This window comes from Novosphingobium sp. Chol11, from assembly GCF_945870625.1.
Lineage (GTDB): Bacteria > Pseudomonadota > Alphaproteobacteria > Sphingomonadales > Sphingomonadaceae > Novosphingobium.
In genome coordinates this window covers 25490-47339 of sequence record NZ_CAMBTS010000001.1, presented here as the reverse complement: position 1 = coordinate 47339, position 21850 = coordinate 25490, and the positions used below count along the sequence as shown (strand labels likewise).

General features: G+C 63.9%; 17 protein-coding genes. 11 read left to right on the top strand and 6 right to left on the bottom strand.

What is annotated here, in order from left to right:
• The first annotated feature begins 35 nt into the window (after positions 1-35).
• On the top strand, positions 36-1058 hold the full coding sequence (locus tag Q0O40_RS00175; protein ID WP_295524688.1) for a LysR family transcriptional regulator: 1023 nt from the start codon (positions 36-38) through the stop codon (positions 1056-1058).
• A gap of 8 nt (positions 1059-1066) precedes the next feature.
• Here the strand turns inward: Q0O40_RS00175 and Q0O40_RS00170 are convergent, their stop codons facing one another.
• Both Q0O40_RS00170 and glpK read right to left on the bottom strand, forming a co-directional pair.
• Positions 1067-2368, bottom strand: a complete 1302-nt coding sequence (locus tag Q0O40_RS00170; protein WP_295524685.1) for a dienelactone hydrolase — start codon at positions 2366-2368, stop codon at positions 1067-1069.
• Positions 2365-3864 (bottom strand): glycerol kinase GlpK, encoded by a 1500-nt coding sequence (gene glpK, locus Q0O40_RS00165; RefSeq protein WP_295524682.1) that lies wholly within the window; start codon positions 3862-3864, stop codon positions 2365-2367. Before glpK ends, Q0O40_RS00170 begins: the two co-directional genes overlap by 4 nt.
• 120 nt (positions 3865-3984) lie before the next feature.
• On the opposite strand from glpK, the gene Q0O40_RS00160 reads away from it, so the two are divergent.
• The 3 genes from Q0O40_RS00160 to Q0O40_RS00150 all read left to right on the top strand — a co-directional run bounded on the left by Q0O40_RS00160 (position 3985) and on the right by Q0O40_RS00150 (position 6668).
• Entirely contained in the window at positions 3985-5526 is a 1542-nt protein-coding gene (locus Q0O40_RS00160) for a glycerol-3-phosphate dehydrogenase (RefSeq protein ID WP_295524680.1), read from the top strand.
• On the top strand, positions 5510-6283 hold the full coding sequence (locus tag Q0O40_RS00155) for a DeoR/GlpR family DNA-binding transcription regulator (RefSeq protein WP_295524677.1): 774 nt from the start codon (positions 5510-5512) through the stop codon (positions 6281-6283). The genes Q0O40_RS00160 and Q0O40_RS00155 overlap by 17 nt, the downstream gene beginning before the upstream one ends.
• 79 nt (positions 6284-6362) lie before the next feature.
• Positions 6363-6668, top strand: coding sequence for a hypothetical protein (locus Q0O40_RS00150; protein ID WP_295524675.1), 306 nt, complete (start codon positions 6363-6365; stop codon positions 6666-6668).
• Here the strand turns inward: Q0O40_RS00150 and Q0O40_RS00145 are convergent.
• The gene (locus Q0O40_RS00145; RefSeq protein WP_295524673.1) at positions 6635-7144 is read right to left on the bottom strand and encodes an isoprenylcysteine carboxylmethyltransferase family protein; all 510 of its coding nucleotides are present in this window, start codon (positions 7142-7144) and stop codon (positions 6635-6637) included. The two genes, Q0O40_RS00150 and Q0O40_RS00145, sit on opposite strands and share 34 nt — an antisense overlap.
• Positions 7141-8193: a type III polyketide synthase gene (locus Q0O40_RS00140; RefSeq protein WP_295524670.1), complete on the bottom strand. Its 1053-nt coding sequence runs from the start codon at positions 8191-8193 to the stop codon at positions 7141-7143. The genes Q0O40_RS00145 and Q0O40_RS00140 overlap by 4 nt, the downstream gene beginning before the upstream one ends.
• A 194-nt stretch (positions 8194-8387) precedes the next feature.
• Between Q0O40_RS00140 and Q0O40_RS00135 the strand changes: the two genes are divergently transcribed.
• The 4 genes from Q0O40_RS00135 to Q0O40_RS00120 all read left to right on the top strand — a co-directional run bounded on the left by Q0O40_RS00135 (position 8388) and on the right by Q0O40_RS00120 (position 15956).
• Positions 8388-9956: a DHA2 family efflux MFS transporter permease subunit gene (locus tag Q0O40_RS00135; protein WP_295524669.1), complete on the top strand. Its 1569-nt coding sequence runs from the start codon at positions 8388-8390 to the stop codon at positions 9954-9956.
• 102 nt (positions 9957-10058) lie between these two features.
• Positions 10059-11267, top strand: a complete 1209-nt coding sequence (locus Q0O40_RS00130; RefSeq protein WP_295524667.1) for an efflux RND transporter periplasmic adaptor subunit — start codon at positions 10059-10061, stop codon at positions 11265-11267.
• Positions 11268-11274: 7 nt separating this feature from the next.
• Positions 11275-14484: an efflux RND transporter permease subunit gene (locus Q0O40_RS00125; RefSeq protein WP_295524665.1), complete on the top strand. Its 3210-nt coding sequence runs from the start codon at positions 11275-11277 to the stop codon at positions 14482-14484.
• Positions 14481-15956, top strand: coding sequence for an efflux transporter outer membrane subunit (locus tag Q0O40_RS00120; RefSeq protein WP_295524664.1), 1476 nt, complete (start codon positions 14481-14483; stop codon positions 15954-15956). The genes Q0O40_RS00125 and Q0O40_RS00120 overlap by 4 nt, the downstream gene beginning before the upstream one ends.
• Here the strand turns inward: Q0O40_RS00120 and Q0O40_RS00115 are convergent.
• Together Q0O40_RS00115 and Q0O40_RS00110 are read right to left on the bottom strand one after the other, a co-directional pair.
• Complete coding sequence (locus Q0O40_RS00115; RefSeq protein WP_367183697.1) at positions 15953-16669, bottom strand: UTRA domain-containing protein; 717 nt, start codon at positions 16667-16669, stop codon at positions 15953-15955. The genes Q0O40_RS00120 and Q0O40_RS00115 overlap by 4 nt on opposite strands.
• Positions 16669-18033, bottom strand: a complete 1365-nt coding sequence (locus Q0O40_RS00110) for a formimidoylglutamate deiminase (protein ID WP_295524662.1) — start codon at positions 18031-18033, stop codon at positions 16669-16671. The genes Q0O40_RS00115 and Q0O40_RS00110 overlap by 1 nt, the downstream gene beginning before the upstream one ends.
• Before the next feature lie 89 nt (positions 18034-18122).
• On the opposite strand from Q0O40_RS00110, the gene hutI reads away from it, so the two are divergent.
• The 3 genes from hutI to hutU are packed head-to-tail and all read left to right on the top strand — an operon-like array spanning position 18123 to position 21801.
• Complete coding sequence (gene hutI, locus Q0O40_RS00105) at positions 18123-19322, top strand: imidazolonepropionase (RefSeq protein WP_295524863.1); 1200 nt, start codon at positions 18123-18125, stop codon at positions 19320-19322.
• Positions 19319-20146, top strand: coding sequence for an N-formylglutamate deformylase (hutG, locus tag Q0O40_RS00100; protein ID WP_295524660.1), 828 nt, complete (start codon positions 19319-19321; stop codon positions 20144-20146). Before hutI ends, hutG begins: the two co-directional genes overlap by 4 nt.
• Entirely contained in the window at positions 20143-21801 is a 1659-nt protein-coding gene (hutU, locus tag Q0O40_RS00095) for a urocanate hydratase (protein WP_295524658.1), read from the top strand. Before hutG ends, hutU begins: the two co-directional genes overlap by 4 nt.
• The last annotated feature ends 49 nt before the right edge of the window (positions 21802-21850 follow it).

Genomic DNA, 21850 nt, shown 5'->3' with positions numbered 1-21850 from the left:
ATATCTGCTTATAATTCGGCAAGGCCGTACCGAGAATGACCCGCATTGACGTAGATCAATGCGGCGGGCAATCTGCTGCGAGCGAGGGAGAAATTCAGATAGCCACCGACCGCCTCATCAATCGACGCTGGCTGCCGCTCAACGCCTTGCGCGCGTTTGAGGCCGTGGGCCGCCACATGAGCTTTACCGGGGGCGCGCAGGCCCTGACGGTCTCACAAAGCGCGATGAGCCGCCATGTCAGCAGCCTCGAAGATCTTGTCGGCAAGCCTTTGTTCGAGCGTGGGCCGACTGGCCTTAAGCTGACCCCTGCGGGCGCGATCCTGCTCCCGGTCATCGGCAAATGCCTCGACCGGATGGAGCAGACGATCAACACGATCCGCAACAAGGATCTCGAAAGCCGACCGCTGCGGCTGCACATTCCCCCATCGCTGCTCTACCAGAACGCGTTGCCGCTGATCCGCGACTTTCACAAAGAGCATCCCGAGGTGCGCATAGACGTCACCTCGTCGAACGTGACCGGCGAACCCAGGGCCAATGTCGATATGGCGATCGTGTTTGATCGGCCCAATGTGGACGACAAGGTCGCCGATCTGCTCTGGATGGTGCGGGTTGCGCCGCTCTGCTCGCCCGCCACGGCAGACGCGCATAAAGGCAAGGGCCTCGAACAGTTCCTGCAGGATAACGAGCTGCTCCATGTCAAGCTGGAGGGCGAGCCGCGCGGGCTGCTGTGGAGCAGCTATGCCGATCAGCAGCGCCTAGCGATCGACACGAACGATGGCCTTGCCTTTGACACCGCATTTTCGGCGGTGCGCTATGCTATGAGCGCGTCAGGCGTCGTGCTCGCGGATATCGACATGTTCGCGCAGGAGATCGCCAAGGGCGAGCTGGTCATGCCGTTTGACCGCATCTCCGGCGACGGCTTCGGCTATTACCTCAAGACGCATACCGAAGATCTAGCCGATCCGGCGATCTACATGCTGCGCGACTGGATCATCAGCCATTTCACGTATGGTGCGCCGAACGGCGCCGCCCAGCCGCCCGCGCTCTCGGCCAACTGATCAGGCGATCAGGGCTTCGGCACGGGCGTTTGCGTAGGCTTGGCCGCGAGATGGCGCAACATCAGCCCGTCCTGATGGTCCTTCACGAAGCCTTTCCATGTCGGATTGTCGCCGCCTTGGCTGACCGCAGCATAGGGAGCGGGCCCGCCCTTCCAAACCGCGCCGTCCGAGCTTTCGCCGGGCACATCCAGATAGGCCTGCTTGCTGGCATCGCCCTTTAAGTGCACGTCCAGAAACGCGGTGATGAAATGGACCGCGATGCCGTTCACCCGCGTCTTGCGCCACACGCGGTCCTCAAACCAGTCGAAGTTCCATAAGTTGCCGCGCATCTGCGCGGGCGGCGGATTGGTGCCGATGGCATGGCCCGCGCCTTGAAGGGCCAGCATGTAACGATCCGCGCCTGTCGCTCCGGCAAAGATCGAGGCCGGACCCGGATCATAGCCCACGGTCCGGTCGGCAGTCCCGGCCACAATCAGCAGCGGCGCGCGGACATCGCCTAGGCCCCTCCCCCATGCCAGCGCCGGAGCGCCGCCCGCCGGAGCAATGGCGACAACCGCCTTCACGCCGCCATCTTTCAAGCTGGCCGCCTCCGGCCCGCCGCCTGCATAACGATCCGCCAAGACCGGCGGCAGGCGCTTGACCGCCGGGCTCGCCGGATCGAGCCCGGCACCTGCCACCGTGATCACCCCGTAACCACCGAACGAGTACCCAGCCAGAGCGATCCGCGACGTATCGCCCAGAGGGCCAAGCAATCCGCCCTTCAGTTGACGCAAAACAAACGCAATATCGAGCGGGCGGCGGATCAAGGTGGCGGGCGACTGCTTGGTATCGGTGATCGGCGGATCGTTGTGACGGATGCCCACCACCACATAGCCTTTGGTCGCGAGATTTTCCGCCAGCCAAGTGAGCATCGCCGGATCGTTGTTATACCCGTGCGAGAGCAGGACGATAGGATAGCCCTTGCCCGCAGGCGCCGCGCCGCGCACAGCAAGGCCGGGCACGGTGAAGCGCGCCGCTGTGCCGGGAACCTCTCCCACCAAGCTGGCGCTATAAGTTGCGCGCTTCGCCTTGGCCGAAACCTTCGCCGGATACCAGATCATCAGCGGCAAAGTGCGGTCGCTGCGCAGCAGCTGGCCGCTGGCAAAGCTGCCTAATGCCTCCACCTGCCCTCGGTCGACGACGGTGCGCAGCATCACGCCTGCCCCGTTTGGACCCAGCGCGGCAAGCTCGGGTGCGCCGATTTCGGGTACGCATGGCGGTGCTGCCGCTGTGAGCAACAAGGCCGCAAGGCCAATCGCAGGCCGCATCATGCCCGGCGCTCCATGTGCGAGAGTGTTCGCGCCACCGCATCATGCCAACCCGCCACCAGCGGATCGCGCTGCGATGCGCTCATTTTAGGCGTGAAGCGACTGCCGCTGGTCCACGTCTGCTCCAACGCCGCCAGATCGCTCCACACACCGACCGCCAGCCCTGCGTGAAAGGCCGCACCCAGGGCGGTCGTCTCAAGATGCGCAGGACGCTCGACCGCAGCACCGAGCAGATCGGCCAGGAATTGGCAAAGCCAGTCGTTGGCTGCCATGCCGCCATCCACGCGCAAGGTTTCAGGAGCCTTGGCGCCATCTGCGGCCATCGTGCGCGCCAGATCTAGCGTCTGATACCCCACCGCCTCCAGTGCGGCGCGCGCCAGATGCGCCTGCGTCGAACCGAGCGTCAGCCCGAAGATCGCGCCGCGCGCGTCCGGGTCCCAATGCGGCGCGCCCAGCCCGGTAAAGGCGGGCACCATATACACCCCGTGGCTGTCGGGCACTTGCGCCGCCAGCCCATGCGTATCGCTGGCATGGGCGATCACGCCGATTCCGTCGCGCAGCCACTTGATCGCTGCGCCCGCCACAAAGATCGAACCTTCGAGCGCGTACGTCATCTTGCCGCCAAGGCGATAGGCAGGCGTGGTTAGCAGGCGGTTGTGCGAGGTGAACGCGTCTTCGCCGGTGTTGAGCAACATGAAGCAGCCGGTGCCATAGGTCGATTTGGCTTGCCCCGCAGCAAAGCAGGCCTGCCCGAACAGCGCTGCCTGCTGATCGCCCGCCATCCCGGCGATGCGGATCGGCGCGCCGAGCAGGCTGGTTTCGCCAAACACCTGGCTGTTGTCGCAAACCGTTGGCAGCAGGGTCATCGGCACACGCAGCAGGTGGCACAATTCCTCGTCCCAGCATTGGCGGTGGATATCATAAAGCATCGTGCGGCCGGCGTTGGTCACATCGGTGGCGTGCACCGCCCCGCCGGTGAAGCGCCACAGCAAGAAGCAATCGATGGTGCCGAAAGCCAGTTCGCCGCGCTCCGCCCGCGCCCGCGCGCCCGGCACATGATCGAGCATCCAGGCCACCTTTGTGCCCGAGAAATACGGATCGACCAGCAAGCCGGTGCGCGCGCTGACCATCAGCTCTGCGCCATCCGCTTTGAGCGCCGCGCAGGTATCAGCGGTGCGCCGATCCTGCCAGACAATCGCGCGGTGGATCGGCTCGCCGGTCGCGCGGTCCCAGATCACGGCGGTTTCGCGCTGGTTGGTGATGCCGATGGCGGCAATATCGCTGGCGGTCAGCCCAGCCTTGTCGATGGCCTCGCGCGCCGTAGCCAGCGCATCGCGCCAGATATCTTCGACGTCATGCTCAACCCAGCCGGCTTGCGGATAATGCTGCGCAAACTCGGCCTGCGCGGTCGCAACGGGCCGGGCCGCTGCGTCAAACACAATGGAGCGCGTCGTGGTCGTCCCTTGATCGATCGCTAGAATGTGCGTTGCCTCGGCCATCACCCCTCCCTTTCGTTTTGCGTTCTTTTGGGCTTCATAGCATTTCGTTTGGCGTTCGCATCCATTGTTTTTGCCCCGACAAGCGCTTATGGTAGGAGTAATGGAGCAAGGAATTCGAGCATGACAACCGGAGTGCAAAAGGAACTGCACGAGGCATACGATCTACTGATCATCGGCGGCGGGATCAACGGCACGGGTATTGCGCGCGATGCCGCCGGGCGCGGGCTTTCGGTGCTGCTTGTCGAGGCGGAAGACTTGGCCAGCCACACCTCCTCGGCCAGCACCAAGTTGATCCATGGCGGGCTGCGCTATCTTGAATATTACGAATTCCGGCTGGTGCGCGAATCGTTGATCGAGCGCGAGCGGCTGCTCGGCATGGCCCCGCATATCATCTGGCCGCTCGCGTTCGTGCTGCCGCAGCTCAATTCTCCGCGCCCGGCCTGGCTCGTGCGGCTCGGCCTGTTTATCTATGACCACCTTGGCGGGCGCAAGAAACTGCCCGCGACCAAGACGGTCGATTTGCGCCGTTCGTCTTTGAACAACGGCCTGCTGCCCGGCTCAAAAACAGCGTTCGTCTATTCCGATTGCTGGGTTGAAGACAGCAGGCTGGTAATTCTGAATGCGCGCGATGCTGCAGAAAGCGGGGCGCGGATAGAGACACGCACCCGGCTGGTGTCTGCGAAACGCGAAGGTCCGCAGTGGAGCGCGCTGATACGTGGTCCGCAGGGCGAACGGGCCGTGATGGCAAAGGCGCTGGTCAACGCCGCAGGCCCGTGGGTCGAGGACGTGCTCCAGCGTGTTGCAAGCGCGCGGCAAGATCGCGGCGTCCGGCTGATCAAGGGCAGCCACATCGTGGTGCCCCGGCTTTATGATGGCGATCACGCCTTCATGTTGCAGAACCCGGATAAACGGGTCGTGTTTGCAATCCCTTACGAGACCAACTTCACGCTGATCGGCACGACCGACGAGCCATGGGAAGGCTTGCCCGGCCGCGCCGAAATCTCGCCAGGCGAAACCGCCTATCTATGCGAAACCGTGCGCCGCTATTTCAAGACGCAGATCCAGCCGGAAGACGTGGTGTGGAGTTACGCCGGCATCCGCCCGCTTTATGACGACCATGCCGCCAGCGCGTCTGCCGTCACGCGCGACTATGTGCTCGATCTCGATGCCGCCGATGGCAAAGCACCGATGCTCAGCGTGTTCGGCGGCAAGATCACGACATTTCGCAAGCTGGCAGAGCATGCGCTGGAGAAGCTTACGCCGTTCTTTCCGGCGGCACGGGGGCCATGGACCGCAGGCGCGGATCTGCCCGGCGGCGATATTCCGGGCGACGATTTCGAGGGCTTTGTCGCAGCGTTGGCGGCCGAGCGCCCCTCCCTGCCCCGCGCGCTCCTGCGCCGCCTCGCCCGTGCTTATGGCACGCGGGTGCAAAACCTGCTGGGCGATGCGCAAGTGCCAGACGATCTGGGCACCGACTTCGGAGGCGGATTGACCCAGGCCGAGGTCGATTATCTTGCCGAACAGGAATGGGCGTGCAGCGCCGAAGACATCCTCTACCGGCGCAGCAAGATGGGCCTGCATGTGCCCCCGGGCACCGCCGCCGCCATCGATGGCCACCTCATTCGGAAACGCACCGCGCAGGTTCATGTCGAGCAGGCATGATCTTGCCGCCCGGCATGCTGCAATTCTCGAAAGCGCACGCGTGGCCGGCGAGGTCGATGTGGCGGCGCTGGCCAAGGCGCACGGGGTAACGCCGCAAACGATCCGCAAAGACCTGAACCGGCTGGCCGAGCGATCTTTGCTTGCGCGCGTGCATGGCGGCGCGGCGATCGGTTCGGGGATCGCCAATCTGCTCTATGACGAGCGGCGCCGCCTCGCCGCCGATGCCAAGGCGCGGATCGGCGCTGCGGCGGCGCGGCTAGTGCCCGAGGGGGCCTCGCTGTTCATCAATATCGGCACCACGACCGAGGCTGCCGCCCGGCATCTCGCGCATCATCAGAAACTGATGGTCATCACCAACAATCTCAACGTCGTTGATCAGCTTGCCGGTCGGCCCGGTCTTGCCGTGATTGCGGTCGGCGGGGAAGTGCGCAGCAGCGACCGCGCGGTGGTCGGCGCACTGGCGCACCAGTTTCTCGATAACTTCCGGGTCGATTATGCGCTGATCGGCGCGTCAGGTCTGTCGTTCGAAGGTGATCTGCTCGATTTCGATCCCGATGAAGTGCAGGTTTCGCGCAGCATCATCCGCCATGCGCGCGAGGTGATCCTGGTGGCAGACGCCAGCAAGATCGGCCGCGCAGCGCCGCTGCGGATTGCCGGAATCGAGGCTCTGCACCATCTCGTCACCGACCGGATCGATCATCCAGGTTTGCGAGCGCGCATTCGGGCGGGCGGCATCAATCTGGTTGAAACCGGCTGAGCGCAGAGCGACATTGGCCGTTCATGCGGCGCAATGTAAGGCATGGGCGAACCCGTCGTCGAACTCAGGAAATGACCTCATGGACCCTATCGCCTCGCTAGGCCGCCCGTTGACCGCTGCTTTTGCCTGCGCGCTTCTGGCGGCTTCGGGCACGGCTTTTGCCGTTCCTGATCTTGGCAAGCGCGCCTGCGCGCAGGAAGCGCGGCGGCTTTGCCCGGCGGAAATGCGCACCCTCAGCCGAAAGCGCGTCGAGGCCTGCATGATCGCCAAAGTGGACCAAACATCGGCTATCTGCCACGCCGCGATGCTGCGCATCAAAGCCGAGCGCGAATCGATGGCGAAAGCGAAGGTTCAGCCCTCGCTTGCAGCCACCGGCAAACCATAAAGCGCGCGGGATTCCGCGCCGATCCGCACCCACAGCATCGCGGCATTGAGCAGCGAAAACAGCACCGCGATCCATGTCAGCCCAAACACGAGGGGCAGCACCGCAATTTCGCCGACCACCACGCAATAATTCGGGTGCCGCAAGAAGCGGAATGGTCCGCCCCGAACCAGTTCGGCACCGGGCAACACGATGATGCGCGTGGTCCAGCGGCGGCCAAGCGTGGCCAGCACCCAAACGCGCAAGGCTTGCAAAACGCCGAACACGGCCAGCAGCGGCAGATTGACAGATGTGCCGCCGACCGACAGCCACAGCGCGACAAGCCAAGCGCCGTGCATCGCCACCATCGCCGGATAATGGCCCCGCCCGAACTCGATCGCACCGCGCGCGCGCAAATCGCGAGTGTTGCGATTGGCGATGATCAGCTCGCCAAGACGCTGCAGCGTGACCAGCGCCATGATCACATAAGGCAGGCTCATGCCGCGCGCCTAAGCGTGACAGCACTGGCAGTAAAGCCCGGCCCGAGCGCGGTGAGCACCGACAGCGGCGGCATTTCCTGCGCGCGCACCCGGTCCAGCACGAACAGCACCGTAGGCGCCGACATATTGCCGTGAAGCCGCAGCACTTCGCGCTCATGATCAAGCGATCCTTGATTGAGCGAAAGCGCGGTCTCCATCGCATCGACCACTTTGGCCCCGCCCGGATGGCAGATAAACCGGTCGATATCGCCAATCCGCAGATTTTGGCCGCCCAGCATCTTTTCCATCGCCTCCGCCATGTTCCGGCGCGCAAAGGCGGGAATCGCGCGGTTCAGCACGACCCCAAGGCCGTTAGGCTCCATGTTCCAGCCCATGATATCGAGTGTATCGGGCCAGGTCGTTTCCGCATTGCAGGTGATTTCGGCAAAGCCTTCATCGCCAACCCGCACGACACACGCCGCTGCGCCGTCACCAAACAGCGCGGCCGAGATGATATCGGCTTTGCTCACATCGTCGGTGCGCAAAGCCAGACTGCACAGCTCCACTGTCACGAACAGGACCGTCGATCCCGGCGAAACCCGTGCCAGCTTGGCGGCCAGCGACAATCCGGAGACGCCGCCTGCGCAGCCGAGGCCGAACACCGGCACGCGCTCCACATCGCTGCGAAAGCCCATCCGGCCCATCGCCCGCGCCTCCAGACCGGGGGTGGCGATGCCGGTTGAAGAGACCGTGACGATCGTATCGATGGCATCGGCATCGATACGCGCCTCGGCCAGCGCGGCACTGGCGGCCGCCACGAAAAGATCCAGCGCCACTTCGAGATAAACAGCCGTGCGTTCAGGAAAGCCCTGCGGTTGAAGATACCATTCGGCCGGGCGGGCGAGCTGGCGAAAGGCGATTCCGGCGTTTGCAAACACCGCGCTCATGCGCTCAAAATCGCGAAACTGCGCCGCCAAAAGCGTGCGCGAGGTTTGCAATGCCGCCTCTTGCGACAACTCGTGCGGCGGTGTGGCCGTGGCCAGCGAAAGAATGGTTACGGGGCGCTTCAAGCAGTCTTCCTTAAAGTAGCTGGCTGTGGGCCCTACGGCCCGACCTTTGCACATTGCCCTCAAACCCGTTCGCAATCATAGTTGTTCCCGGATACGGACGACGCCATGAGGGCAATCGGCGAGCACCTTCGACGACCGCGCGCAGCCGCAAAATTGGCACGTAGGCGTTCTGCCTCATTCTGGATATCTCAGCGATGAACGATCTGGCCCCCACTGCAAAAACCGGTTTGCGCATCTGGGCAGGTTTCATCGTGATGTGCCTGGGCATGTTCATGGCAATCCTCGACATCCAGATTGTCGTCACCTCGCTTCCCACGATCCAGCAGGCATTGGGAATTTCGCCAGACCGCATGCTGTGGGTGCAGACCGCGTATCTGACCGCAGAGATCGTGGCCATCCCGCTCACCGGCTACCTGACTGCGCGGTTTGGCATGCGCTGGCTGTTTGTAGGCGCGGTCGCAGCCTTCACCGTCGCTTCGGCCGGATGCGCGCTGGCGCAGAATTTCGAAACGCTGATCATCTGGCGGATCGTGCAGGGCTTTGCAGGCGGCACGCTGATCCCCGCAGTCTTTTCCGCCGTCTTCCTGCTGTTTCCAGAACGCTCACAGGGGGCGGCAACCACCATTGCCGGTGTCGCGGCGGTGCTGGCGCCGACGGTCGGGCCGATCGTTGGCGGCTGGATCACGCAAACCTGGTCGTGGCATTGGCTCTTTGCTATCAACATCGCGCCCGGTGTGCTCGCCGCATTTGGCGCTGCGGCACTGCTAAGCGGTAATGCGGCCAACCGGCGCAGCGCGCGCGCGTTCGATCCGGTTGCCCTTGTTGTGCTGGCGGTATCGCTCACCGCGTTCGAGCTTGGCCTTAAAGATGCGCCATCGCTGGGCTGGGATGCACCGCGCGTCCTGGTCCTGATGACAGCGTTCTTGGCATGCGGGGCGTTCTTTGTGTTCAAGACGCTGCGTTCGCGCTGGCCGCTGGTGGAGATCAAATGCTTTGCCGACCGCAACTTCGCGATCGGCTGCGTGCTCAGCTTCGTGCTGGGCATCGGTCTGTTCGGCTCTACCTATCTGATGCCGTTCTTCCTTGGCCTGGTGCGCGGCGATGGCGCGCTGCGGATCGGCGAGATCATGCTGGCCACCGGCATCGCGCAGTTGGTCTCCGCCCCGCTTGCGGTTTATCTTGAGCGCCGGGTCGATCCGCGACTACTCACGTTCGCAGGGTTTATGCTGTTTGCCGCAGGCATGGCGCTGAGCGCGCGGCAGACGGCGGAGACAGACGCGGCGGAGATGATGCTGCCGCAGATGCTGCGCGGCGCGGCAACGATGTTCTGCCTGTTGCCGCCCACTCGCCTTGCGCTGGGCTTGCTACCGCCTGCGCTGGTCGCCGATGGCAGCGGCCTGTTCAATCTGATGCGCAATCTGGGCGGTGCGCTAGGGCTGGCGTTGATCGACACGGTCATTTTCAGCCAAAGCACTGCACACGGCCTCGCCATCGCGGCGAAGCTGCGCGCGGGCGATCTGGCAACAGCACTGCGCATCGGCATCCCGCGCGACGCCTTTCTGGAGCAAGTGGGCCAGCCGCCGGACGAGTTTACCACCGAACTTGTGCGCCCATTGGTCGAAAAGGCCGCGTTGGTCGAGGCGATCAACGATGCATGGACGATGATCGCCATGATGACGGCATCAGCGGTGCTGCTCATTTTGCTGGTGCGGCGCGAGCAACTCTCGGATGGCAGTCCTTTGGCGGAACCAACGCCGAGCTGATCCCTTTAACCATAATGCTGGACAAGCGTATTGTGCTTGCAACCCTAATGGTTGAAGGGCGTTAACAGGGCGATCTAAGATGTTGTATTTCCAAGGGCTGGCATGATGCAGGTGTTTTTTGATCGGCGGGCGGCTGGGGCAATGCTGGCGCTGCTGCTCGTGAACACAGCGGCATGCTCCAATTCTGCGCCGCCGCCACCGCCGCCGACGCAAGTGACCGTGGCGACCGCGCTGCAGCGCAATATCGTCGACTGGGACGAATACATCGGCCGGTTCGAGGCTATTCAGGATGTCGAGCTTCGCCCGCGCGTATCGGGCGCGATTGACCGGGTGCTGTTTTCCGACGGCCAGATCGTGCGGCAGGGGCAGACCCTGTTCATCATCGATCCGCGCCCTTATCGCGCAGCGCTGGCCCAAGCGGAAGCGCAGTTGGCCAAAGCGCGCGCGGCGCAGGCCAATGGCAGCAGCGAGTTCGCGCGCGCCAAGACGTTGCTCGACGCACAGGCGATCTCCAAGGAGGAATATGAGGCCAAGCTGGCAGCGACGCGTAGCAGCAGCGCCGATGTCGCAGCAGGACGCGCCGCCGTGGCCATCGCGGCGCTCAATCTGGGCTTTACCAATGTCACTTCGCCGATCACTGGCCGGGTTTCCGATCGAAAAGTAAGCCGGGGCAATCTGGTCACCGAAGGACAGACTGTGCTCACGCGCGTCATCTCCACCGATCCGATCTGGTTTTCGTTCGATGGGGCCGAGTCGTTTTATCTCAAGTACCTCCGACAGGATCAGGAAGGCTCGCGCGGATCGTCGCGCGACACCCCAAATCCGGTCGAGATCCAACTCGCCGACGAAGGTGGCTATCGCTGGCGTGGCCGGATGCAGTTTGTCGATAACGCGATCGACCCCAATTCTGGAACGATCCGCGCCCACGCAGTTGTCGCCAATCCCACCGGGTTCCTGACGCCCGGCTTGTTCGGACGGGCGCGGCTGCTTGGCTCGGGCACCTATCACGCGATGCTGGTCCCGGACGAGGCGATCATCACCGATCAGACGCGCAAGCTGGTTTATGTCGTCGGCAAGGATGGCAAAGTTGCGCCGCGCCCGGTTGTGACCGGTCCGCCCATCGAAGGCCTGCGCGTGATCAGGGAGGGCATTGCGCCCACCGACCGCGTGGTGATCAACGGTCTGACCCGGCTCCAGCCCGGCATGCCCGTGACGGCCACCCAGATCTCGCTCAAGCCGCGCGCTGCCAATACCGCGCCAGTTTCGATACCGATTTCGGCCCCGCCCGCTGCCGAAGCGCAGGCCAAGTAAACCGCCAATGCGCTTTCCGCACTTCTTCATCGACCGGCCGATCTTCTCGGCCGTGCTTTCGGTGCTCATCATCGTATTCGGGCTGGTTGCCTATCCGGGCTTGCCCGTTGCGCAGTATCCTGAGATTGCGCCGCCGACGGTGGTTGTCAGCGCCAACTATCCCGGTGCCAATGCCGAAACGCTGGCCGAAACCGTGGCGGCACCGCTTGAGGAATCGATCAACGGCGTTGAGAACATGCTGTACATGTCCTCCTCGTCCACCGGCGACGGCGCGATTGCGATCACGGTCACCTTCAAGCCCGGCACCAAAGTGGATCAAGCCCAAGTGCTCGTGCAAAACCGCGTCGCCACTGCCGAGCCGCGACTGCCCGAGCAGGTTCGCCAAATTGGCGTGACTACACGCAAGAACACGCCCGATCTGCTGCTCTGCGCCTCGCTGTTTTCACCAGACAAGACGCTGAGCCAGCAATACATCTCGAATTACGCGACAACCCAGATCCTAGATCGGCTCGCGCGCATTCCTGGCATCGGCGGCGCGCGCATCTTTGGTGCGCGCGACTACAACATGCGCGTTTGGATCGATCCCGATCTGGCCGCAGTGCGCAATCTGACGGTCGATGAGATTACGGGGGCTGTAAGGGCACAGAACGCGCAAGTTGCGATCGGATCAATCGGCCAACCCCCGTTCAATCAGGGGGGCACTGCTTTCCAGCTTGGCCTCGAGACCGAGGGCCGGCTGACCCGCCCCGACCAATTCGGCGAAATCGTCGTCAAGCGCGACGCGCAAGGGCGGATGACACGCTTGCGCGATGTCGCGCGGATCGAGCTTGGCGCGCAAGATTATGGCATCAACCCGTTCTTTTCAAATCAGCCAACGACAACCGTGTGCCTTACCCAGCTGCCCGGATCGAACGCGCTGAAAGCAGCGCAGGCGGTAAAGGATGAAATCGCGCTCTCGGCGCAAAGCTTCCCGCCGGGTATGACCTATCAGATCGCCTACAATCCTACCGAATACATCGAAGCTTCGATCGAAGCGGTTCAGGAAACCTTGTACGAGGCGCTTTTTCTGGTAGCCTTGGTCGTGCTGCTGTTTCTGCAGAGCTGGCGTGCGGCCGTCATCCCGCTGATCGCCATTCCGGTATCGTTGATCGGCTCGCTTGCCGTACTTGCGCTGTTCGGCTTTTCGCTCAACAATCTCTCGCTGTTCGGAATGGTGCTGGCCATCGGCATTGTGGTCGATGACGCGATTGTCGTGGTCGAGAATATCGAGCGGCTGATGGAGGAAAAGGGCCTGAGCCCGCTTGCCGCTGCGCATGAAACGATGGACGAAGTTGGCGGCGCGCTCATCGCTATTGCGCTGGTGCTGTGCGGGGTATTCATTCCGACCAGCTTCATTCCGGGCATTTCGGGGCAGTTCTATCAGCAGTTTGCGCTGACCATTGTATCGGCAACCGCGATCTCTGCGTTCGTGTCGCTCACCTTGTCGCCGGCACTCGCAGCGCTGATCCTGAAGCCCAATCCGCATGCAGAGAGCCCTCCGCCGCCTGGGTTGCGCGGGATCGGCACCCGCTTTGCGCGCAGTTTCAATGCTGGCTTCGATCGCCTTGGCCGCCGCTATGGCAAATTCACGGCGCGCGCGGTGCGTGCTCTGGGGCTGATCGTCATCGTTTATGCCGGGCTCATCGGCCTTGCCGCGTGGCGATTTTCCGCGACACCCACCGGGTTCATTCCGGCGCAGGATCAAGGCTATTTGATCGTTGCCACACAATTGCCGCCCGGCTCTTCGCTTGATCGGACGACAGAAGTACTTCGGCGCGTGCAGGCTCTGGCGCTCAAGAACCCAGCGACGGTATCGACGGTCGCCTTTGCCGGTCTCGATGGGGCAACTTTCTCGAACGCGCCCAATGCGGCCGCGATGTTCATCGGGCTGAAGCCAAGCAGCGAACGCCCCCATGCTGACGCCGTCGCCAATGAACTGCGCAAGGCCTATGGCGCGATCACTGATGGCGTAGTGCTTGTCATCCCGCCGCCGCCAGTGCGCGGCGTGGGCACCGGCGGCGGGTTCAAGATGCTGATCGAAGATCGGCAAAATCAAGGCTATGCCGCGCTTGAAGGCGCCGCCTTTGCCATGATGATGAAGGCGAACCAGACCCCGGGCATCGCCAATGCTTTCACCACCTTCAACGTGCGCACGCCGCGGCTCAAGGCCGATATCGACCGCGAGCGCGCCGAGCAGCTTGGCGTGCCGGTCGCCAATGTGTTCAGCACGCTTGGCACCTATCTCGGCTCCACCTACATCAACGACTTCAATTTCCTGGGGCGGACTTACCGCGTCACCGCACAGGCGGACGCTCCTTACCGCGACGACATCGCCGATATCGGAAAACTGCGGACCCGCTCGGCCTCGGGCGCGATGGTGCCGCTCGATGCGGTGATGACGCTAAAGAACAGCAGCGGGCCATATCGGGTGGTGCGCTATAATCTCTACCCCTCGGCCGAACTTCAAGGCGACACTGCGCACGGTTACTCCTCAGGGCAATCGCTGGTCACCATGGCCAAGATCGCTGATGAGACCTTGCCGGCGGGCATGCGCTTTGAATGGACCGAACTCGCCTATGCGCAGCAACAAGCGGGCAACACCGGCAGCCTGGTGTTCGGCCTTGCCGTATTGTTCGTGTTCCTGCTGCTTGCGGCCAATTATGAAAGCCTTGTGCTGCCGCTGGCGGTGATCCTGATCGTGCCGATGTGTCTGCTTGCGGCGATTGTCGGGGTGAACCTGATGGGGCTCGATAACAATATCCTGACCCAGATCGGGCTGGTTGTGCTGATCGGGCTGGCAGCAAAGAATGCGATCCTCATCGTCGAATTTGCCAAGCAGAATGAGGATTTCGGCATGGGCCTTCGCGAAGCTGCAGAACATGCGGCCGCGCAGCGCCTGCGCCCGATCCTGATGACTTCGATTGCCTTCATCCTGGGCACATTGCCGCTGGTCATCGGCTCGGGACCGGGTTCCGAATTGCGCCGCGCGCTGGGCGTTGCCGTGTTCTTCGGCATGATCGGTGTGACGACGTTCGGGCTGCTGTTCACGCCGAGCTTCTACGTGATCAGCCGCAAGCTGGGCGACAGGGCAAGCAAACTGCTCAACCGCCGCAAGCCCGATCCTGATCCGCCTCCACCCCCGGCGCAGCGCGCGCCGGAGCCTGAGGCATTGCCATGAAGTGCCTCTGCGCATTCGCGCTCATCGCGCTGCTTGGCGGATGCGTCGTCGGGCCGAAGTATGCGCAGCCTGCCCCTCCGGGCGGCACGCCGATCGGCCCGCTGGCCGAAACTGCGCGCAACCTTGGGGCCATCTCGGCCGCGCCTCTGCCTGATCGTTGGTGGCAGCTCTATCAGGACCCGGTCATCGACCGGCTGGTGACAGAGGCGCTTGCGCACAACACCACGATCCGCGAGGCCGCCGCAAACCTGGCGCGGGCGCGCGCCATCCTTTCCGAACAGCGCGGCGCGCAGCTGCCATCAACCGATATAACCGCGCAGGCCAACCGCGTGCAAAGCAACAGCGCTTCGGCAGCAGCGTTCGGCGCGGGCGGCCGCGAGGTGCGCACGTTCCGCTTCGATCAGTTCCAATCAGGCTTTGATGTCGCTTATGAGCTTGATTTGTTCGGCGGCGTAAGCCGCGCGGTGGAGGCCAGCCGGGGCGATGTCGAGGCCGCTGCTGCCCAGCTCGACGCTGCGCGCGTTTCCATCGCGGCAGAGACTGCCCGGGCTTATGTCGCCGCCTGCACCAATGCTGCGCAGCGCGCGGTGGCGCGCGAAACAGTCGATCTCCAGCAAAACACTTTCAAGCTGACCACGACCTTGTTCAACGCCGGGCGCGGCACGCGGCGCGATGTCGAACGCGCCGATGTGCTGCTTGCGCAAGCTCAGGCGCAATTGCCCGCTTTCGAAGCCGAACAACGCGCCTCGCTCTATGCGCTTGCCACGCTAACCGGGCGCCCGCCCGAGGATATCGATGCCGAGGCCGCGCGGTGCACTGCGCCGCCGCAACTCGCCGCAGCGATTCCGGCAGGCGACGGCGCGGCGCTCATCGCGCGCCGCCCCGATGTGCGCGCAGCCGAGCGCAGCCTTGCCGCCGACACCGCCCGGATCGGGGTCGCGATTGCCGAACTCTATCCCAAGATCCAGCTGATGGGCAGCATCGGCCAGAATGCCACGCGCGGCAGCCAGTTCTTCCAGCCGACCGCCGTGCGCTATTCATTCGGCCCACTGATCAGCTGGACCTTGCCCAATCAAACGATCGCCCGCGCGCGTATCCGTCAGTCGCGAGCAACTGCCGATGCCGCCCTTGCGCGCTTTGATGGCGCGGTGCTGACTGCGCTTAATGAGACCGAACAGGCGCTGGCGCGCTATGCCGGGGCACTGGACCGCACTGCTGCGCTAGCCCGCGCAGAAACTTCGAGCACCAAGGCCGCGCAGCTTTCGCGGCTGCGCTTCGATGCCGGGGCGGACAATTTCCTGCAGCTGATCCAGGCCGAAAGCGACCGCGCCAATGCGCGCGCCGCGCGCGCCGCCTCCGATGCCGCGGTTGCCGAGGCGCAGATCAGCCTGTTCAAGGCGCTGGGCGGCGGCTGGCAGGATGCGTCGGTGCCCACCAGACTTGGCAAGCCGGCAGAATCTGGCGGAAACTAAACGCCGCCGGGCGAAAACTCGGCGATAAGATCGAACTGATCCGCCGCAAACGTCTGCTCGACATACGTGATCCCGGCAAGCTCGCGCCACGTCCAGCGCTCCAGCCGCAGACACGCCGAACCTTCCGGCAAACCCAGCGCGCGCGCGTCCTCAGCAGCGAGGCTTGCCGCGCAAATGCGATGCCGCGCTCTGGTCCAAGGGATATGCTGCAATAGCCAGGTACCGGGCGCCTGCCGAACAAACGGCTCGCTCTCGGCCTCGGGCACTTGCGCCAGGCTGATCACGCGGCGTTCGAGGGCAAACACGCTGCTATCGGCGTGATGCATCCCCGCTAGTGCGATCATCGCCCCATGCGCCATCAATGCGCGTTCATTGCTGCTCGCCGGATCGACCGCACGGACCGCGCGGCCTGTCAGCTCGAACCGATAGGCCTGTCCGCGCGCCGCCATCACTTCTGCAATGTCGGGAATGGTCAGCACAGCGGTGTGGGCGCGAGGCGTCGCGACAATCGTACCCGCCTTCTTGCGCCGTTCAACCAACCCGGCATCGGCCAAAGCCGAGAGCGCCTTGCCCACTGTCGCGCGGGCACAGCCATAGCGCGTTTGCAGCTCCTGCTCGGTCGGCAGGCGATACCCCGGCGGCCAATGCCCTCCCTTGATCTGCGCTTCGATATCCGCGCGGATGCGGCGGCCCAAAGGAAGCGGCACCCCCATCAATCGCTCAGCAGCTTGATCATCGTGCGCTGATAGCGCGCCGCAATCTCTTCGCGCGCAATATGTCGCCCGCCCACCACCAAGTGCCGCCCGCGCCGCCACACATCGCAGACCACATCGTGGCCGCCTGCAAAGATCCAGCTGTCCAGCGCCATTTCGGGGCCCCGGCCAACCATCGCGAGCGCATCTGGATCGAGGCCCACGATGTCGGCGGGTGCGCCGATGGCAAGGCCCGCGCTGCTTTGGCCCAGTGCCTGCGCACCGCCCGAAAGCGCGCCGCCAAACAACCGCGAGCCGGTGGACGGCTCGGTGTTGCTCGCCAGAAGGTTGCGTTTGCGCAAGACGAGCCGCTGCGCATATTCCATCGTTTGCAATTCGCGCGCCGGATCGATCACGATGTTGGAGTCGGTGCCGATGGCGAACCGACCGCCGCTTGCGAGAAAGGCGGGCGCGGGGAAAATTCCGTCGCCAAGGTTGGCCTCGGTGATCGGGCACAGCCCTGCGACTGCGCCGCTGCGGGCCAACCTTGCGGTCTCGGCCGGATCAAGGTGGGTGGCGTGGATCAGGCACCAGCGCGCGTCGACACCGGCATGATCCAGCAACCACTCGACTGGCCGAGCGCCCAGCGCTGCGACACATTGCTCGACCTCCCCGGTCTGTTCGGCGGCATGAATGTGGACCGGGCCACCAGGCACGAGCGAGAGGATCTCCGCAAGATCGCCGGTATCCACCGCGCGCAGGCTATGCGGAGCGATGCCGATATTGGCGTCGGGCAATCCGGCAATCGCGGCCCGGCTGCGCTCGAACAGGCGGGCAAAGCCATCGCAATCGGTGACGAAACGGATATGCCCATGCTCGGGCGGACGGCGGTCAAACCCGGCGTAGCGATAGAACACCGGCAGCAAGGTGAGCCCGATGCCGGTCGTCTCCGCTGCCGCTGCAATACGCGCCGCCAGTTCCGCCGGATCGGCATAGCCGCTGCCATCGGGGGCATGATGCAGATAATGAAACTCACCGACGCGGGTGAACCCGGTCTCAAGCATTTCGGCATAGGCCAGCGCGGCAATGGCCTCGATATCGTCTGGGTTAAGCCGGTCGAGAAACCGGTACATCAGCGCCCGCCAGCTCCAGAAGTCGTCATTGTCCGATCCGCGATATTCGGCCAGACCGGCCATGCCGCGCTGAAAGGCGTGGCTGTGTACGTTGGCAAGGCCCGGCAGGGCGATGCCGCCGCGCTGGTCATCAGCCTGCGCCTCAACCCCGCACACGAGCGCAGCGATTCTACCATCTTCGCCGACCGCAAGGCGCACGCCCCTGACCCAGCCATCGGCAAGGAGCGCGGCCTCAAACCAGATATGCTGCATGGCCGACATTCCCTTCCGCATGGCACCGATTTTATGTCTAGACATTATCGCCGAATTTGCAATTGTCTTTGCCCATGAGCACCGAATCCATCATCTGTGATCGCATCTGGCGCAATGCCCGCTTGGCAACGATGGCAGGCACCGACCTTGGCCTGATCGAGGACGGCATGGTGGCCGCGCGCGATGGCCGCATCTTATATGCCGGAGCCAAGGCCGGCGCGCCCGCGCTCGATGCGCCGGATATCATTGATTGTGCGGGGCGCTGGATCACCCCCGGCCTAATTGATTGCCACACCCATCTGGTCCACGCGGGCAACCGGGCGCACGAGTTCGAACTGCGGCTGGCGGGAGCATCTTATGAGGAGATCGCTCGCGCTGGCGGGGGCATTATTTCAACCGTGAAGGCGACCCGCGCCGCGAGCGAGGCTGAGCTTACTGCCAGCGCCCTGCCCCGGCTTGATGCGCTGATCGGCGAAGGCGCAACCACGATCGAGGTCAAGTCGGGTTATGGCCTTAACCTTGCCAATGAAATCAAGATGTTGCGTGCGGCGCGCGCGCTGGAGCGAGCGCGCCCGGTGTCGGTCCGCACCACGTTTCTGGGCGCGCATGCCTTGCCAAGCGAGTATGCCGACAATCCCGACGGTTATGTCGAGCTGGTCTGCAATACCATGCTACCCGCCATTGCCAAAGCCGGTCTGGCCGACGCGGTGGACGCTTTTTGCGAGACAATCGGATTTAGCACGGCGCAAGTGGACCGCATTTTCACGGCAGCAAAGGCCCACGGATTGCCGGTCAAGCTCCATGCAGAGCAGCTTTCCAACAGCAATAGCGCGGCATTAGCAGCGCATTACGGGGCACTTTCGGCGGATCATCTGGAATACCTCGATGAGCCCGGTGTGACCGCGATGGCCAAGGCCGGAACGGTGGCCGTGCTGCTGCCAGGCGCTTTCTATTTCGTGCGCGAAACGCAGCTGCCCCCCATTGCCGGGCTGCGCCGCGCCGGCGTGCCGATCGCGATTGCGACTGACTGCAATCCTGGCTCTTCGCCGCTCACTTCATTGCTGCTCACGATGAATATGGGCGCCACGCTGTTTCGCCTCACCGTCGACGAATGCCTCGCCGGGGTGACGCGCGAGGCGGCGCGTGCGCTGGGGTTGCTGGGAGAGACCGGAACTCTGGAGGCAGGCAAGGCCTGCGATCTTGCCATTTGGGACATCGAGCGGCCTGCCGAACTGGTGTACCGCATAGGTGCCAACCCGCTGCATGCGCGCGTCTGGCGAGGCCAGTGAGCACCGTCGCCGGGACCACTGTGGAAATCCAGCGCGGCGATACGCCGCTGGTGATGGCAATGCCGCACAGCGGCACCGATATCCCTGCCGATCTGCTCCCCCGCTTCGTCTCGCCATGGCTGGCGCGCAAGGACAGTGACTGGTGGATCGAGCAGCTTTATGCCTTTGCCGCCGATCTGGGCGCGACCATTGTTCGCACGCCCATCTCGCGCAGCGTAATCGATGTGAACCGCGATCCTTCGGGCAAATCGCTCTATCCGGGGCTGGCAACCACTGAACTTTGCCCGACCACGACGTTTGATGGCGAGCCGCTTTACCATGCCGGTGAAGAACCCGATCTGGCCGAGATCGCCGCCCGGCAGGCGACATTCTTTGATCCTTACCACACCGCGCTCGCCGGCGAGATCGCGCGGCTGCGCGAACGCAATGACCGTGTCGTGCTGTATGATTGCCATGCGATACGCAGCCATGTGCCTCGCCTGTTCGCGGGCGAACTGCCGCAATTCAACATCGGCACCAATGACGGCGCGACCTGCGATCCGGCGCTGGCTGCGGCAGTTGTTGATGTCTGCTCGGGTTCTGGCTTGCCCTACGTGCTCAATGGACGGTTCCGCGGCGGCTGGACCACGCGGCATTATGGCCGGCCGGCTGGCGGTATTAACGCCATCCAGATGGAGCTGGCCTGCCGGGGCTACATGTCCGAGCCGGATGGCCCGGTCACGCCTGCAAACTGGCCTGCGCCCTTCGATCCGGCAACACCGCTCGCCGCCACGCTACGCGCCGTCCTGATCAGTTGTATTGCTTTTGCCACGGGGAAGCCATGACCGACCGCCTTGATAACAGCCGCGTGATCCGCAGTCCGCACGGGTCAACGCTCAGCGCAAAAAGCTGGCTGACCGAAGCGCCCATGCGCATGCTGATGAACAATCTCGATCCCGATGTGGCGGAAAACCCGCAGGAACTGGTCGTTTATGGCGGCATCGGCCGCGCCGCGCGCGATTGGGACAGCTATGACCGGATCGTTGCCGCCTTGCAGCGCTTGGAAGAGGACGAAACGCTGCTGGTCCAATCGGGCAAGCCGGTGGGTGTGTTCAAGACGCACAAGGACGCACCGCGCGTGCTGATCGCCAATTCGAACCTCGTCCCCAAATGGGCGACATGGGAGCATTTCCACGAGCTCGATCGCGCCGGGCTGATGATGTATGGCCAGATGACCGCCGGATCATGGATCTATATCGGCACGCAGGGCATAGTTCAGGGCACGTATGAGACGTTCGTCGAAGTCGGGCGGCGACATTACGGCGGGAGCTTGGCGGGGCGCTGGATCCTGACCGCGGGGCTTGGCGGCATGGGCGGCGCGCAGCCGCTGGCCGCGACGATGGCTGGCGCGTCATGCCTTGCCATCGAATGCCAGCCCAGCCGGATCGAGATGCGGTTGAAGACCGGATATCTCGACCGCGCGGCGGAAACGCTCGATGAGGCGCTTGAGATCGTGACGAACGCCAAGGAGCCCATCTCGGTCGGCCTGCTCGGTAATGCGGCGGATGTCTATCCCGAACTGGTGCGCCGGGGTGTCCGCCCCGATGTCGTGACCGACCAGACTTCGGCGCACGATCCGATCAATGGCTATCTGCCGCAAGGGTGGACCCTCGAGCGCTGGATGCAGGCGCGCGAGAACGACCCCGCCTCGGTCGACCGCGCCTCGCGGCCCTCGATGGCGGTCCATGTGCGGGCCATGCTCGATTTCCACGCGCAAGGCATCCCCACCCTCGATTATGGCAACAACATTCGGCAGGTGGCCAAGGATGAAGGCATCGAGGATGCGTTTGCCTTTCCGGGCTTCGTTCCGGCCTATATCCGCCCGCTGTTTTGCCGGGGGATCGGGCCGTTTCGCTGGGCGGCGCTCTCGGGCGATCCGGAAGACATCTATCGCACCGACGCCAAAGTGAAGGAACTGCTGCCCGATAACGCGCACCTGCACAACTGGCTCGACATGGCGCGCGCGCGGATCAAGTTTCAGGGACTGCCTGCGCGGATATGCTGGGTCGGTCTCGGAGACCGCCATCGGCTGGGTCTGGCGTTCAATGAAATGGTCGCCAGCGGCGAATTGAAAGCGCCGATCGTGATCGGCCGCGATCATCTCGATTCGGGCTCGGTCGCCAGCCCCAACCGCGAGACAGAGGCGATGCTCGATGGCTCTGATGCAGTATCGGACTGGCCGCTGCTCAACGCGTTGCTCAACACCGCCAGCGGCGCAACATGGGTGTCGCTGCATCATGGCGGCGGGGTCGGCATGGGGTATTCGCAGCATAGCGGCATGGTCATTGTCGCCGATGGCACCGAAGACGCCGCCCGCCGCATCGCCCGCGTACTGTGGAACGATCCCGCCACCGGCGTCATGCGCCACGCCGATGCGGGGTATGAAAGCGCCCGTGCGTGTGCAGCCGAGCAAGGGCTCGACCTGCCCTCGCTAAGGTGAGGCCGCGCCGCGCCGGTGCAGGCCGGAGCCTCAGCCGGCAACGCGCAAC